This window comes from Salinisphaera sp. LB1 (genome assembly GCF_003177035.1).
Taxonomy (GTDB): Bacteria; Pseudomonadota; Gammaproteobacteria; order Nevskiales; family Salinisphaeraceae; genus Salinisphaera.
In genome coordinates this window covers 302,119-317,061 of sequence record NZ_CP029488.1, presented here as the reverse complement: position 1 = coordinate 317,061, position 14,943 = coordinate 302,119, and the positions used below count along the sequence as shown (strand labels likewise).

Genomic DNA, 14,943 nt, shown 5'->3' with positions numbered 1-14,943 from the left:
GAAAACGAATCAATGCACGGGCGGCCGCGGCCGCCGAGCCCAAGGAAAAATGAATCCATGGCACTGATTGTCCAGAAATACGGCGGCTCCTCGGTGGGGACGGTCGACAAGATCAAGCGCATCGCGGAAAAGATCAAAGGCTATCGCGACCGCGGCGATCAGGTGGTCGTGGTGGTCTCGGCCATGGGCGGCGAGACCGATCGCCTGACCGAGCTCGCCAGCGAGCTGTCCGGCCGCCCGGTGCCGCGCGAGATGGACGTGCTCCTGTCCACCGGCGAGCAGGTGACCATCGCGCTGTTGTCGATGGCGCTGTCACACATCGGCGTGAAGGCGCGTTCGTTCACCGGCTGGCAGGTGCCCATCGTCTCCGACGAGTTTCACTCGAAGGCCCGTATCGAGCGGATCGAGGAGGACAACCTGCACGCAGCGATCGATGCGGGCGCGGTGGCTGTGGTGGCCGGTTTCCAGGGCATCACCGGCGACGGCTCGATCTCGACGCTGGGCCGCGGCGGTTCCGACACCACGGCCGTGGCCCTGGCCGCCGCGCTCAAGGCCGATGAGTGCCAGATCTACACCGACGTCGACGGCGTCTACACCACCGACCCACGCGTGGTCTCGGGCGCCCGTCGCCTGGACAAGATCACGTTCGAAGAAATGCTCGAGATGGCCAGTCTCGGCTCGAAGGTCCTGCAGATCCGCGCGGTGGAGTTCGCCGGCAAGTACGGCGTGCCGCTGCGCGTTCTGTCGACCTTCGAGGAAGGCCCCGGCACGCTGATCACCCTGGAGGAATACGTGGAAGAACCGATTATTTCCGGCATCGCCTTTACCAAGGACGAGTCGCAGCTCACCGTGCTCGGCGTGCCCGACCGGCCCGGCATCGCCTATTCGCTGCTCGGCCCGATCGGCGAGAACAACATCGAAGTCGACATGATCCTGCAGAACGTCTCGGGCGATTCGTCGAGCGACTACACGCTCACCGACTTCACCTTCACCGTGCACAAGCGCGACTACGAGACCGCCAAGGAACTGCTCGAAAAAGCCGCCCCGGGCGTCGGCGCGCGCGAGGTCACCGGCACGCCCGACGTGTGCAAGGTCTCGCTGGTGGGGGTGGGCATGCGCTCGCACGCCAACGTCGCCGCGCGCATGTTCAAGGCGCTGGCCGACGAGAACATCAATATCCGTATGATCTCGACCACCGAGATCAAGATATCGATCGTGGTCGAGAACAAGTACCTCGAACTCGCCGTGCGCGCGCTGCACGACGAATTCGAGCTCGAGAACGAGCCGAAGCGGGTCGAGTCGGAACTGACGCCCGCCGCGGATCGGTAGGCGAACGGCATGGCGACGGGCGTCGCTGAACCGGCGCGCGCCGTCGTCCCGGTCATTGCGATCGATCGTGAAAAAAAGGGTTTACCCCGGGCCATCGAATCGCTATTATGCGCAGCCTCGATTGATCGCGGATGCATCGCACGGTCGCTTCATTCGAAAGTCGCTTTGTTCGACGAATCGACGCAAAGGGCTGTGCAGCAACCAAGCCTTCGCGTTGAACGAGAGAAAGGATTTTTGGAGAGGTGGCCGAGTGGTCGAAGGCGCTCCCCTGCTAAGGGAGTAAGGGGTTTATAGCCCCTTCGAGGGTTCGAATCCCTCCCTCTCCGCCAAACAAGAAGTTAAGCGCCCGTAGCTCAGTTGGATAGAGCGTGCGGCTACGAACCGCAAGGTCGGGAGTTCGAATCTCTCCGGGCGCACCATGACAAGAAAGGCTCTCCCAAATGGGAGGGTCTTTTTTTTGTCTCACAACTCAATTCGAACTCCCGACCCATAAACAAGTGTTCGACGACCGCGCATAGCGCGGTCGAACGCCGGAGCGCAGCGACGGCGGCGCCGAAGGGGTGAGCGGCGTAGCCGCGAATAATCTCTCCGGGCGCACCAAGAAAAAAGAAAGGCTCTCCCAAACGGGAGGGCCTTTTTTATGGCTGACGACTCAATTCGAACTCCCGACCCATAAACAAGCGTTCGACGACCGCGCATAGCGCGGTCGAACGCCGGAGCGCAGCGACGGCGGCCCAGAAGAGGTGAGCGGCGCAGCCGCGAATAATCTCTCCGGGCGCACCATGACAAGAAAGGCTCTCCAGCATTCCCGGGGCGGTTCAACAGGCCATTCGTTTTCTCCTTTCGTCGTTTGCGCGAACAAATCCAACGAGAGGATAGCGGGTGGCCTGTCACCTTTACGGCCCAGGCCAAATTACAGAAGAGATGATGCACCAACGCTGCTCTGGACGCCGAAGCCGGTTTCCAGCGCCCCCTGCGGTAGCAACGCATCCCCAACGGCCGCGGCCGGAACGATGCCAATCGTGCTCTGGGAGCGGATCATGGCGCGGCGTCTCCTATCAATCCCGGTTGGTAATTACCCGGATTGGCTCGCCGCTTGAATGCGTTAGCGTGAGAGCAGGCGATGCGGCGACTTCCCGGCGCAGCCCCGGCAACGGTATCGAGGTCTGTGACGACAGACCCGAGCCGGGCCGGTTGAGGCGTCATCAATGCCGTTCCTGCCGCTTGTAACCCGCGGAACGCGCGCGTTCGTCCCGCCGCGGCGACGCCCGCAACACGGAGTGTGCCATGTCGGATGATCTACCGGACAAGAAACCCAGCCGCGTACGCTCGCTCAAGATGATCGATATGCAGGCCGGCGGCGATGTTAGCCGCATCGTGCTCAGTGGCGTCGAGGCCTTGCCGGGCAAGACCGTGCACGAACAGCAGCTGTATCTGGAAGCCAATGGCGATGGCCTGCGCCGCCTGTTGCTCTCCGAGCCTTATGGCGACCCGGCGATGTCGGTGAACCTGATCGTACGGCCGTGCAATCCCGACGCCGAGGCCGGCTACATCATCATGGAAGCCATGGGTTACCCCATGTACTCCGGATCCAACACGATCTGTACCGCGACCGCGTTGCTGCAAAGCGGTCGCATCCCGATCGAAGACAGCCAGCAGACGGTTTTGCTGGAGTCGCCGGCCGGTATCGCCCGCGTGCAGGCGCGATGTGCCAACGGTTTCGTCCAGTCGGTCACGACCCAGGGCGAGGCGGCCTATCTGGCGGTCCCGGATCTGGAAGCCGAGGTGCCACGCTACGGCAGGGTTCGCTACAACGTCGTCTGGAGCGGCGGGTTTTACGCGATGATCGATGCACAAGCGCTGGGTTTTCAGCTGGTTCGCGACGAGGAACCGGCGCTGGCAGCCTTTGCCGACGCTTTCGTCAAGACCGTGCGTCCGGAATTCATCGAGAATCATCCCGAGTTCGATGATGTGACGCCGCTTCCGTTCGTGCATTTCATGCGTACGGCGCATGCGGTCGATGGCGGTTTTCGCGCCCGCGGCGCGACCTATGTTCACCCGGGGGTGATCTGTCGCAGCCCCACCGGTACCGGAACCTCCGCGCGCATCGCGCTGATGGCGGAACGCGGCCAGATCCGGGAGGGGCAGTGGCTGGAAACGCTCTCGCCCCGCGACAGCAGCTTTATCGGCACCCTGCTTGGCCAGACCACGGTGAACGGACAACGCGGCTGGGACACCCACATCACCGGCCGCGCCTGGACCCTGACCCGGTCCCGGGTCGAAGTCGAGCTCGACGACCCTCTTGTCGATACCGCCGATCTGGAAAATGTTCTGGTCGAACCCGGTTAACCGGCCCAACGTGGGTTTCGCGGTTATGGTTTCGCGCATTTTTCATGAGTGCTGCGACAGCCCGGCTGTCGCGCAGAATTCGACGACACGAGTTGAACCATGAGTACCCGGGTTGCGGACACAGGCGAAGACAACGAATCCGACGGCGTTGCGCTGACCACATCGGAGATTCGCCGATCAGTGGCCGCGGCGGCCATGGGTAATGCCATGGAGTGGTTCGATTTCGGCGTGTACGGCTATCTCGCCACGACCGTCGGCGATCTTTTCTTTCACGGCCAGGGCGGTTCGTTACTCAAGTCCTTCGGCGTCTTCGCGATATCGTTTCTGGCACGTCCGTTGGGCGGTCTTTTCTTCGGCCCGTTGGGTGATCGCATCGGGCGCAGCAAGGTGCTGGTGATGACCATTCTCATGATGGCCGCCGGGACCACGGCTGTCGGTGTGCTGCCGACCTACCAGACCATCGGCGTCTGGGCCCCGATTCTGTTGATCGTCACCCGCCTGGTTCAGGGGTTTTCGACCGGCGGCGAGTACGGCGGCGCGGCGACTTTCATCGTGGAATCGTCCCCCGACGACAGCCGTGGTTTTCTGTCCAGCTTTCTCGAATTCGGCACGTTGGGAGGCTACACCCTCGGTGCGGGGCTGGTGACCGTGATGACGGTCTCGCTACCGGATTCGGCGATGCACAGCTGGGGCTGGCGCGTTCCGTTTCTATGTGCAGCGCCCCTGGGCCTGTTCGGGCTGTATCTGCGACTCAAGCTGGAAGACAGCGCGGCATTTTCATCGGCGGCGGAAAAAGGCGAAACCTCCCGCTCGCCGCTACGCGAGATCTTCTCCGAACACTGGCGGCGGATGCTGCAGTGCATTGGTCTGGTGGTGCTGCTGAACGTGGCGTATTACACCGTACTGACGTATCTGCCGAGCTATTTCGAGAAACATCTGAATTTCTCCAGTACGCAATCGCTGGAGCTGTTGATCGCGGTCTATATCGGCATGATGCTCGTCATCGCGCTCGTCGGCTGGCTGTCGGACCGCGTGGGCCGCAAGCCGCTCATCATGGCATCGTGTATCGGCTTCCTGTTGCTCGCTTACCCGGCCTTCTGGATGTTTCAGTTGCACGGCATGGTCTATACGGCCGTGGGGCTTGCGATTCTGGCGATTCTGGTGGTGTTGCTATCCGGTACCATGCCCGCCACTTTGCCCGCTATTTTCCCGACCCGTATCCGTTATGGCGGGTTTGCGATCTCGTACAACCTGTCGACATCCGCGATTGGCGGCACGGCGCCTTTCGTGATCACGGCGCTCATCGGCGCAACCGGCAATCTTTACATGCCCGCGATCTATCTGATGGTGGCCGCTGCGGTTGCCCTGCTGACGTTGTTCACGGTCAAGGAGACGGCTGGCCAGCCACTGGCCGGTTCCGCAAGTCTGCGGAGTTCGCGCGGACCTCGTCGGAGGCGGGGCAAACCTTGAGCCCGTGCTGATCCAGCCGCGTAGCCGGTCGCCCAACCGCCGTTACAAATCCGCTCATGACGGGGTCATTGATTCCGGGCCCGCGGCCCGCCGACGGCCTGGGCGTGGCGCTCGGACTGACACGGGCTCGGGCCGCAAGGCCGCGCCGCGTGAAACGCCAACGGGCCCGGACGTTGGCACATGATGCGCGGCCTGCCGGGCGTCTGGCAGGCCTTTAGAGCTTATTGGAATAGGCTCTTAGTACCCGGCGGTCACGCGCGCGATTTGATCGAGCAGCTGATCGGGGTCGACCGGTTTGTGCAGGAATGCGGCGGCCCCGCCCGCCCAGGCCTGACGCGCGTCATCTGCGCGGCCACTGGCCGTCAGGAAGACAATCGGTGGATCCGATGCCTGCGCGTGCATCATGCGCTGGAGTTCGAGGCCGCTCATGCCCGGCAGCTCGATGTCGAGCAGAATACAACCGGGCCGGCCAGCGGCTGCTCGCCTGAGGTAGGTCTCGGCCGATCCGTAGCTGGCACATACGTAGCCTGCGGCCGCCAGAAGCATTTCCAGGGAGGCACAGAGGCCGGCATCGTCATCGACGACGATGCGGCGCGGCGCGTGGCGCTGCTGTTGTTGTCATTCGTGTTGGCGATTATCGTGTTCACGGCTCCCGCCTCAACGAGCGAGACAGGCAACAATGACCGATAGCTGCTGTGGCTGTAATACTGGCGATCTGAGCCAGGCGTCTGGCGCCCAACGACGCGCCCTGGTTGTGGCGCTGATCATCAATGCGTTCATGTTCGTCGCCGAGATGAGTGTTGGGCTCTGGGGGCATTCGAGCGCGCTACAGGCCGATTCCGTCGATATGCTGATCGACGCCGTGGGCCTGGGAATCGGGCTGTTCGCGCTCAACCGCACGCTTCGCGCCCGCGCCCGCGCCGGGTTCACGAACGCCTTCATCGAACTGGTACTGGCGGCCGGCATCGGTGCCCAGTTGATTCACCAGATCGTGATCGGCGCATTGCCGGTCGCCGCGTTCATGATCGGTATGGGCGCTGTGGCCCTGGTGGCAAATCTGGCCGCCGCCGGTCTGTTGCTGCGCTATCGCCATGAAGATATCAACATGCGGGCGATGTGGCTGTGCACGCGCAACGACGCCATCGGCAATGCCGCGACGATCGGCGCGGGCGTTCTGGTGCTCGCGGTGGGTGTGCCGTGGCCTGATTGGATCGTGGGCGCGCTGGTCGTGCTGTTGTTTGCCTACACGGCCATCGGGATGCTGCGCGAGGCATGGACCGAGCTGCAATCAGCGACGAACGCATAGCCCGCCACACGCCTGCCGGGGTTGCAGGCGCTTCACGCGCGGCGCCGCCGCGCCCAGGCGCGTGTCAACCGAAGGGCAGGGCGACGCCGCGTTCGTCGCGCCCCGGACTCGCGAAAGCGTGGTGCCTGTCGGGCGATGCCGGCCCATCAACGCGACGAACGCCCGGCAAGCAGTTTGTAGAGCACGGGCAGGAATAGCAGCACCAGCGGAATCTGCACCAGCAGACCGGAGATGATGGCGATGGCCAACGGGCGCTGCATGCCCGACCCCTGGCCCAGCCCGAATGCCAGCGGCATCAGCGCCAGTGCGAAGGCCAGCGCGCTCATCACGATCGGCCGCATCCGGTTGCGCCCGGCGCGGATCAGGTTCCAGGCCAGGGGTAGATCATTCCTGATCAGGCGTAGCTCCGAGAAATAGAAGATCGCGATTTCGGTCACGATGCCGATGACCATGGTCATGCCCATCATCGCGGTGATATTGAGTTCGACGCCGGTGGCCCACAGCCCGATGAAGACCGCGCTGGCGGCCAGTAGCGGCTGGATCAGAATCGCCAGCGCCACGCGGAAACGCTCATAGAGGAACAGCAGCAGCAGGAATATCAATGCCACCGCGGCCACAAAGACCGTGATCAGGCCCTTGAAGGCCTGTTGCTGCTGTTTGTACAGCCCACCAAGCTGATAGTAAACGCCGTCGGGAATAAGGCCCGGTTTCTGCAGCGCCTGCTTGACATCGGCCACGGTCGAGCCGAGGGAGCGTCCGCTGATGCGGGCGGTCACCGCCACGTCGCTCTTGAGGTTGTAGCGGGTCAGTTGTGGTTGGCCGGAAACGATCCGCACGTTGGCCACCCGTGCCAAGGGGACGAGGTGGCCGTCCGGTGCCCGCAGCAGCATCTTGCCGATTGTGTCCACTTGGTCGCGCTGGTTTTTCGGTATCCAGACCCGCACGCCGACGAACTTGATGCCCTTGCGCACCTGCGTCGTGACGACGCCGCCCAGATAGGCTTGCAACTGCTGGGTGACGGCCTGGGGTGACAATCCCTCGACGGCGGCCTTGATCCGGTCGACGTGAATCGTCAACGCCGCACCGGCGATCACGACCCCGTCCTTGACACCCACGACGCCGTTGACCTTACCTATGGCCTGCGCCACTCGGCCGGCGACCTGGCGCAGCTGGCTCTCATCGTTGCCGAATAGCCGGATATCGATGGGTTCGGGCACCGAGGTGAGATCACCGATTTCGTCCTCGATGAGCTGATACAAATCGATGTCCAGGCCCGGCACCTGTTGCTGGATCGCCTGGCGGACCTGGGCCATCACCGCTTCCGTCGAGGGGCGTGGCAACGGCGTGAGCCGTGCGAACAGGTCGCCGGAATTGGTCGTGGTCATGGCGCCGCCCAACTGCGCCCCCTGGCGCCGCGACCAGGTTTGCACATACGGGTTTTTCTTCAATATCTCGGCCACCTGCATCATCAGACGGTTGGTTTCGGCCAGCGATGTACCGGGCGCCGAGCGGTAATCGAGCGTGAACCCGCCTTCGTCCATGGTGGGCATGAAGCCCGACCCCACATTGGAAAACGCGACATAGGCGAGTACCAGCAGCGGTACCAGGCCGGCCAGTACCCAGGCGGGGCGTCGTAACAGCCGTACCATGAGCCTGGTATAGCCGCGGTTGACCCGGCGCGTGATCCAGCCGAGCTTCTCGTGCTCGGTATCCCTGGGGCCCAGCATGAAGTCGGCGAGCAGCGGCACCACCAGCCACGCCACCAGAAACGAGATGAACAGGGCGACCGCCATCGTCAGCGACAGCGCCTTGAAGAATGCGCCGGTCACACCACTTAGAAACGCCAGTGGCAGGAAGATTATGATGGTGGAGGCCGAGGAGCCGATCTGCGGATGGGTGAACTCGCGGGCGGCGGCAAGCACGCGCTCGATGCCGTGTTCGCCTGTTTCCTGCACCCGACGCACCACCTGCTCGATCATCACGATCACGTCGTCAATGATCAGGCCAACCGCAGCCGCCATGCCGCCCAGCGTCATGATATTGAGCGTCATGCCGAGCGTGTACAGCGCCAGCATGGTCGCCGCCAGCACGGCCGGCACTGCAATGATCGCGACCAGCGTGATCTTCCAGCTGCGCAGGAACACCAGCAGCACGACGGCGGCCAGGATGATGCCAATGACAATCGCCTCGACGACGCTGCTTCGGGAAACGCTGACCAGCTGGCTCTGGTCGTACCACTGGTGCAGTTTCACCCCAGGGGGTATCTGCGGCTGAAACTGTTTCAATCGCGCCGCGAGGTCGCGTGAGAGTTTGATCACGCTCGCGCCGGGCTGCTGGTAGACATTCACCAGCACGGCCTGTTTGCCGTCGGCGGTAAAACGGGTGTATCTGGGCGCGGTCGCCCGATGCACCCGCGCGACGTCCTCGAGCTGTACCAGGCCGTCACTGCCGCTCCTGAGCACCGTGTGGCGGATCTGTTCCAGGCTCTGGAACCGGGTGTCGGAGACCTCGAGATACAGTTTGTAGTGATCCTGTACGCGGCCGACCGCCGTGAGCACGTTGGATGCCGATAGCGCCCGGGCCACATCGCCGATGGAAAGGCCGAGCGCATTGAGCCGCGCCGGCTCCACGTTCACCCGGTATTCCGCCACATCGCCGCCCTGTACGGTGACCTTGGCGACCCCGGGCACGCTGGATAGAAAAGGCGCCATCTGATACTTCGCCAGATCGCGCAGTTTGATCTGGCTGACATCGGCCGAAGTCAGGCTATAAGCGATCACGCCGGTATAGTTGGACGGGTACATGCGTTTCGCGGTGAAGTGCGTGCCCGCCGGCAGGCCGGACTTGATCTGGTTGATCGCCGATTCCACCTGCAACAGCGCATTCACCATGTCGTGGCCCCAATCGAAATCGATCGAGATATCGGTGCTGCCGCGGCTGGTCGTCGAGCGCACGGCGCGTACTCCGGGCACGGTGCGAACCGCGCGTTCGACCGGGCGCGTGACCCGCAGCATCATCTCCTGCGCCGGACGCGCACCGGCATCCAGCGATACGCGGACCCGCGGGAACGCCACCTGTGGAAACAGCGCCGCCGGCAACTGGAAAAGGCTGGCGGCCCCGCCCAGCGCCAACAACGCCAGCAGAAAAAGAACCGAGCGGCGGTGGCTCTGGACCCACGTGGCAAAATTCATGAAGAGTTCCCCATCTTCATACCATCCGAGAGCTCGTGGTTGCCTTGGATAACCACCGCGGCTCCCCCAGTCAGATGGCGTTCGACGCGCGCCAGGCGCTTGTTCCCGATCCCGGTCCGAACATGAATCCGCCCGACCCACCCCCTTGGCCGGACACGAACGCATGATCGCCGATGTTACTAATCCGGCATGAAAATACCTTCATACCGGGTTAATATCGCGGCGGACGACCGGGCACAGCATGAGCGGCGTCCGACGGCTCACCGCGATCCGGGTATGGTAGCCGCATCGCCGTGTGGCGCGTGTGCGTGCCGGCATCGAATGCGGCGCATGGCCGCAATGCCGCACGGCGCGAAAACGCAGGTATCCTGCGGGGGATGGGGTAACGGCCTGTCCGGACGGCCATCCTGCCCAGTGACAGGCCTGGTTCCGCGTCGCGGGTGATATGGATGATCGATGGCAGTCAATGACGCATGCGCATACTTATCGCTGAAGACGATGCCAAGACGGGGCACCTCCTGCGGACGGGGCTGTCCGAAGCCGGGCATGTGGTGGATCTCGCCGCGGACGGCGAGCAAGCCCTGGAATGGCTGTTCAGTGAGGAATACGACGCGGCCATTCTGGATTTGATGCTGCCGCGTCGCGATGGCTGGTCCGTGCTCTCGGCGTTGCGCGATGCGAATGACCATCTGCCGGTGTTGTTGCTGACCGCGCGCGACGAGGTATCGGATCGGGTCCGCGGCCTGGATCTGGGCGCCGACGACTATCTGGTCAAACCCTTTGCCTTTAGCGAACTCGTGGCACGGCTGCGTGCCATTGCGCGGCGCGGCGACCAGATCAAGCCGGAGCGTTTCGTCATCGGCGATCTGGTGGTTGACCCGATACGCCGGCACGCGGCCCGTGCCGACCAGACGTTGCGTTTGACGCCGAAGGAGTTTTCCCTGCTCACTCTGCTCGCAGGGCGGTCCGGTCAGGTAGTCAGCCGGACCGTGATCGCCGAAAAGATCTGGGAAATGAATTTCGGCAGTGATCTCGACATGAATGTGATCGACGTGGCGGTGGCGCGTCTTCGTTCCAAAGTGGATGTCCCGTTCACGGACCGTTTGATCCATACCGTGCGCGGCGTGGGGTATCTGCTCGAGTTGCGGCACTAAAATGGTGTTGCTGCCGCGATCCATAACACTACGACTGAGCGTGCTGTATGCGGCCTCGACCCTGGCCGTATTGTCGGTCTGCGGCGTGGCACTGTATTACTATCTTGTTCACAGCTTCAATTACGAAGATAGTCAGTTCCTGATCGCCAAGGTGCATGAGCTGCACGCCGACCTGGCCGACGATGGCCACCGGACCCGGAGGCTGGTCAAGGAGATCCATACCGAGACCGAGTCCACGCGTTTTCGAGATTACGAAGCTCGTCTGTCACTCGCGCAAAACAAGGTGCTTGGGGAAACGCCCGGCATGGCGGATCGTCTGCCCGGGAAAGACTTCCCCGCGGCACAGCCGTATCGCCAGTTCACCAACGGGCCGCGAATGGCCCGGGTCAACCGGCGGGGGCATTACTTGCTGGCCGCCATCGATCTCGGGGCGGACGCGACAACCGGCCAGCCGGTGATACTCCAGCTCGCCCTGAACGTCGCCCATGATCGGGCGGTCTTGGCGGATTATCGGAATATGCTGATCGTCGTATTGGCGATCGGCACGTTATTGGCGGTTTCATTGAGCATTGCCGCGGCGCGAAAGGGGCTGGCCCCCATGCGGGCGCTGAGCCGTGTCGTGTCGAATCTTTCCCTGGAGCGGCCCGACCGGGACGCGCTCAGACAGCAATCGTGGCCACGCGAAATCAGCGGGTTGGCCGACACGCTGGATCGTGTGCTCGATCGCCTGGCCCGTTCGTTCGAGCGGCTGCGCCAGTTTTCGGCCGATGTGGCCCATGAGCTGCGCACCCCGCTTGGCAATTTGCGCAACGAGGCCGAAATCGCCTTATCGCGTACCCGAGATGAGCAGGATTACCGTCGCACCGTCGAATCCATGCTCGAGGAAACGCTGCGCCTCGAACGTATCGTGGATAGTCTGCTGTTTCTGGCCCGCGCGGAGCAGGATCGGACGTCGCACCCGCATAAGGCGATCGCGCTCGATGAAATCGCGGCATCGGTGGTTGAGTATTATGCGCCACTGGCCGAACAACAGGGTGTAGCCTTGCATTCACGAGGTGCGGCGCGGGCGCATGGCGATGACGACTTGCTGCGCCGCGCCGTGGCTAATCTGGTGGCCAATGCGATCCGGCATACGCCGGCCGGCGGCCAGATCGTCGTGGAGGTCGTGCCGGGTGAGACCGCCACCATTCGGGTGACCGACAACGGCAGCGGTATCGCGCCGGAGCACCTGCATCGTGTGTTCGATCGGTTCTATCGCGCGGATGAGTCGCGCACGGATTCGGTTCAGGGCAGCGGTCTCGGTCTGGCCATCGTCGATTCGATCATGAAACTGCACAACGGCCGCGTATCGATCGAGAGCCATCGGGCCGAGGGCACGACCGTGTCGCTGACCTGGCCGGCGGCTTGATGATAGGGGGCGCCGCAGGGGCTACAGGCCGTCCCCGGGTGATGGCGTGGCTCCCGGTCCCGCTTCGTATCTGGTGGTCTCGACGGCAACGACCGAAAACTGACAACTCTGTCATTTTGATGTCAGGTTCCTGACAGGTCGGTTTGCTAGCGTGTGGATCATGAAGGGGGTTAATCCATATCCGTTGCTTTCGCGGCGACAAAGGCTCGGCTGGCGCATGAGGCACAGCACGCATGCGAGACGTCTGGCGAGCGCGTCGATCGTCGTGGTCTTGATGGTGCTGACGGGCTGCGCGACCTATCACCCGCGCCCGCTGTCGGCGCCGGCAAACGCCACCCAATTTTCACACCGATCGCTGGATAACGCGGATCTGCGCGCCTTCATGCAAGCCCAGCTTGGCCATGCCATGAGCCCGTGGCCACCGAAAGCCTGGACGCTGGACCAACTGACTGTGGCCGCGTTGCATTATCACCCCAAGCTGGCGCTGGCCCGTGCCCAGTGGGCGAGTGCGCGGGCCAAGGCCATTACTGCGGGCGCCTACCCCAACCCCACGCTCAACCTTAACCCCGTGCAGTATGCGACCAATGCAGCCGCTGGCCTGTCGCCTTGGACGGTCGGCTTAGCGGTTGATATGCCAATACTGACCGCCGGCAAGCGCTCGCATCGGGTCGCCGAGGCGCTCGATCAGGCCGAGGCCGCCCGGCTCAATGTCGTCCAAACCGCGTGGCAGATCAGAGCCAATGTCCGTCAGCCCTGGATCAAACTGTATGCCGCGCGGCGGCGGGTTCAGCTTTTGGATACCCAGGTTCAAGATGCCGCGGCATTGCTCGCCGCGCTCGAACAGCGGTTCAAAGCGGGACAAACGTCGCAATATCAAGTGGTCCAGGCGCGCCTCCAGCGGTCGAATGCCCAACTCAGCCGAGCCGACGCGCGAGCGGCCGAAAACCAAGCCCGCGCCTCGCTGGCGGGTGCGCTGGGTGTGCCATTGGACGCATTGCGCGGACTGCATTATGACTTCAACGCGTTGCGGAAGCTGCCGGCATTTCAAAAGATACCGAGGGCACGATTCAAGACCTATGCGTTGACCCGGCGCCCCGATATTCGCGCCGCGCTGATGCGCTATACGGCCAGCGAGCAGGCCGTCAGGCTCGAAATTGCACGCCAGTATCCCAACCTGAACATCGGTCCGGGCTATACCTGGGACCAAGGGGCGCATAAATGGTCGATCGGCTTGTCGCTCGACCTGCCGGTGTTCAACCAGAACCAGGGGCCGATCGCCGAGGCTCGCGCCCAACGCCAACAGCGCGCTGCTCGGTTTCGCGTGCTGCAAGCGCGTATTACGACCGATTTCAACCGCGCTCTGGCAGCCTATCAGGCCAGCGCACACAAGTTGCAGCTCGCGCAGCATTTACTTAAATCAAGCCAGAGCCGGCTCGGCTCGGCACGCGCCTCGTATCGGGCCGGGGAAACGAATCGCCTGGATCTGCTGCGCATCCAACTGGAAACGCAAACTGATCGCCTCGCACTGTTGAAGGCGCGGGTGCAGGCTGAAAAAGCGCTGGGTGCGCTGGCCGATACCGTGGAGTACCCGTTGGCGCGGGGCACGCCAACGGCCCGTGCGATCCAGAATGTGGCGCCGCCACAGAACTCCTCCCATGCGCGCTCTTCAAAGGCATCGGCCTCATGAAACGATGGATTCATCTCGCGGTACTCGTGCTGGTTAGCGGCGTGGTTGTGACCGCCGGGCCCGCCTGGGCCGATGAAGACGAAGGTCCTCCCATCGCGGCGCCACAACGAGTGTTCACGCGCGACGGCGTGACCTATGTGCAGCTCGACGCCAACACACGCAAAGCCATCGGCCTGCAAACCCAGACGCTAAAATCAAGCACGTACCGGGCACATAGACGAGCTTACGGCAGCGTGGTCGAGCCTGGGACCTTGACCGACGCCTACCAACGGCTGGCCAGCGCACAAGCCGACGCGGCCCGCGCCAAAGCCCAACTTGCCGCGTCGCAGCCCGAGTATCGACGGCTCAAGGGGTTGTATCGACACCAGCACAACGTCTCGAAAAAAGAAGTCCAGAACGCCCGGGCGGCCTGGCTATCCGATCAGGCAGCCGCCCACGCGGCCCAAGCCAAACGATCGTCTACGCTGACTGCGATCCAGGCCCAGTGGGGCGTGAAGATCGCGCAGTGGATGCGCAAGGACAGCCCCGCGTTTGAACAGCTGATACACCCCCAGCATCAACATCGGCTACTCAAACTGACCTTGCCTCTGGGCGAAGCCCCGGCCAATCCGCCCGCAAGCGCGCAAGTGCTCGCCGGCGGCAAGGCAGTGGCGGCGTCGCTGATCTCGCCCGCGCCCGCTACCGACCCCGACCTGCAAGGCCGAAGCTATTATTTTCGGGCATCCTCACAGAGTGAGCTGTTGAGCTATGGGCTGCACGTCACGGCACTGATGCCCTATGGGCCGCAACACAACGGCGTCGTGGTACCGGACGCGGCCGTGGTCTGGTCGCAGGGCAGCGCCTGGGCCTATGTCGCCAAGGGCGGCGGGCGGTTCGTACGCCAACCGGTGCGTACCGACACGCCGGTGCCGGGCGGCTGGTTCCAGGCCAGCGGTCTGGATCCCGGCAGCCGTCTGGTCACGCGGGGCGCGAGCATTTTATTTTCCGTACAGGCGCTCGCCAACGCGCCCAAAGGCAGCGCCGGCGGTGACGAAGGCGATACGGACTGA

The 14,943-nt window shown here is 63.4% G+C and carries 10 protein-coding genes and 2 tRNA genes; 10 read left to right on the top strand and 2 right to left on the bottom strand.

What is annotated here, in order from left to right; genetic code table 11:
- Nucleotides 1-57 precede the first annotated feature (57 nt).
- The 5 genes from SALB1_RS01370 to SALB1_RS01350 all read left to right on the top strand — a co-directional run bounded on the left by SALB1_RS01370 (nucleotide 58) and on the right by SALB1_RS01350 (nucleotide 5,148).
- Nucleotides 58-1,329: an aspartate kinase gene (locus tag SALB1_RS01370; protein WP_109992221.1), complete on the top strand. Its 1,272-nt coding sequence runs from the start codon at nucleotides 58-60 to the stop codon at nucleotides 1,327-1,329.
- A 236-nt stretch (nucleotides 1,330-1,565) separates the two neighbouring features.
- Nucleotides 1,566-1,658, top strand: a tRNA-Ser gene (locus SALB1_RS01365).
- 13 nt (nucleotides 1,659-1,671) lie between these two features.
- A tRNA-Arg gene (locus tag SALB1_RS01360) sits at nucleotides 1,672-1,748 on the top strand.
- A gap of 868 nt (nucleotides 1,749-2,616) precedes the next feature.
- Nucleotides 2,617-3,678, top strand: coding sequence for a proline racemase family protein (locus SALB1_RS01355; protein ID WP_109992220.1), 1,062 nt, complete (start codon nucleotides 2,617-2,619; stop codon nucleotides 3,676-3,678).
- 99 nt (nucleotides 3,679-3,777) lie between these two features.
- Complete coding sequence (locus tag SALB1_RS01350) at nucleotides 3,778-5,148, top strand: MFS transporter (protein WP_109992219.1); 1,371 nt, start codon at nucleotides 3,778-3,780, stop codon at nucleotides 5,146-5,148.
- 237 nt (nucleotides 5,149-5,385) lie between these two features.
- Here the strand turns inward: SALB1_RS01350 and SALB1_RS19790 are convergent, their stop codons facing one another.
- Nucleotides 5,386-5,694 (bottom strand): response regulator, encoded by a 309-nt coding sequence (locus SALB1_RS19790; protein ID WP_109992218.1) that lies wholly within the window; start codon nucleotides 5,692-5,694, stop codon nucleotides 5,386-5,388.
- 40 nt (nucleotides 5,695-5,734) lie between these two features.
- Between SALB1_RS19790 and SALB1_RS01340 the strand changes: the two genes are divergently transcribed.
- Nucleotides 5,735-6,454, top strand: coding sequence for a cation diffusion facilitator family transporter (locus SALB1_RS01340; RefSeq protein ID WP_109992217.1), 720 nt, complete (start codon nucleotides 5,735-5,737; stop codon nucleotides 6,452-6,454).
- 146 nt (nucleotides 6,455-6,600) lie between these two features.
- Here the strand turns inward: SALB1_RS01340 and SALB1_RS01335 are convergent, their stop codons facing one another.
- Nucleotides 6,601-9,645 carry an efflux RND transporter permease subunit gene (locus SALB1_RS01335; protein ID WP_109992216.1) on the bottom strand — a complete coding sequence of 1,015 codons (3,045 nt, stop codon included), beginning with the start codon at nucleotides 9,643-9,645 and terminating at the stop codon, nucleotides 6,601-6,603.
- Between the two features lie 473 nt (nucleotides 9,646-10,118).
- On the opposite strand from SALB1_RS01335, the gene SALB1_RS01330 reads away from it, so the two are divergent.
- The 4 genes from SALB1_RS01330 to SALB1_RS01315 all read left to right on the top strand — a co-directional run bounded on the left by SALB1_RS01330 (nucleotide 10,119) and on the right by SALB1_RS01315 (nucleotide 14,943).
- Nucleotides 10,119-10,799: a response regulator gene (locus tag SALB1_RS01330; RefSeq protein WP_109992215.1), complete on the top strand. Its 681-nt coding sequence runs from the start codon at nucleotides 10,119-10,121 to the stop codon at nucleotides 10,797-10,799.
- Nucleotide 10,800: 1 nt separating this feature from the next.
- Nucleotides 10,801-12,207, top strand: a complete 1,407-nt coding sequence (locus SALB1_RS01325) for a heavy metal sensor histidine kinase (protein WP_109992214.1) — start codon at nucleotides 10,801-10,803, stop codon at nucleotides 12,205-12,207.
- A gap of 217 nt (nucleotides 12,208-12,424) precedes the next feature.
- Complete coding sequence (locus SALB1_RS01320) at nucleotides 12,425-13,894, top strand: TolC family protein (protein WP_158590571.1); 1,470 nt, start codon at nucleotides 12,425-12,427, stop codon at nucleotides 13,892-13,894.
- The gene (locus tag SALB1_RS01315; protein WP_109992212.1) at nucleotides 13,891-14,943 is read left to right on the top strand and encodes an efflux RND transporter periplasmic adaptor subunit; all 1,053 of its coding nucleotides are present in this window, start codon (nucleotides 13,891-13,893) and stop codon (nucleotides 14,941-14,943) included. Before SALB1_RS01320 ends, SALB1_RS01315 begins: the two co-directional genes overlap by 4 nt.

Excerpts from the sequence above, each read along its gene's own strand:
- SALB1_RS01340 (WP_109992217.1), top strand. The coding sequence starts at position 5,735 with ATGCGGCGCGGCGCGTGGCGCTGCTGTTGTTGTCATTCGTGTTGGCGA.
- SALB1_RS01325 (WP_109992214.1), top strand. The coding sequence starts at position 10,801 with ATGGTGTTGCTGCCGCGATCCATAACACTACGACTGAGCGTGCTGTAT.
- SALB1_RS01370 (WP_109992221.1), top strand. The coding sequence starts at position 58 with ATGGCACTGATTGTCCAGAAATACGGCGGCTCCTCGGTGGGGACGGTC.
- SALB1_RS01335 (WP_109992216.1), bottom strand. The coding sequence starts at position 9,645 with ATGAATTTTGCCACGTGGGTCCAGAGCCACCGCCGCTCGGTTCTTTTT.
- SALB1_RS01315 (WP_109992212.1), top strand. The coding sequence starts at position 13,891 with ATGAAACGATGGATTCATCTCGCGGTACTCGTGCTGGTTAGCGGCGTG.
- SALB1_RS01350 (WP_109992219.1), top strand. The coding sequence starts at position 3,778 with ATGAGTACCCGGGTTGCGGACACAGGCGAAGACAACGAATCCGACGGC.
- SALB1_RS19790 (WP_109992218.1), bottom strand. The coding sequence starts at position 5,694 with ATGCTTCTGGCGGCCGCAGGCTACGTATGTGCCAGCTACGGATCGGCC.
- SALB1_RS01330 (WP_109992215.1), top strand. The coding sequence starts at position 10,119 with ATGCGCATACTTATCGCTGAAGACGATGCCAAGACGGGGCACCTCCTG.
- SALB1_RS01355 (WP_109992220.1), top strand. The coding sequence starts at position 2,617 with ATGTCGGATGATCTACCGGACAAGAAACCCAGCCGCGTACGCTCGCTC.
- SALB1_RS01320 (WP_158590571.1), top strand. The coding sequence starts at position 12,425 with ATGAGGCACAGCACGCATGCGAGACGTCTGGCGAGCGCGTCGATCGTC.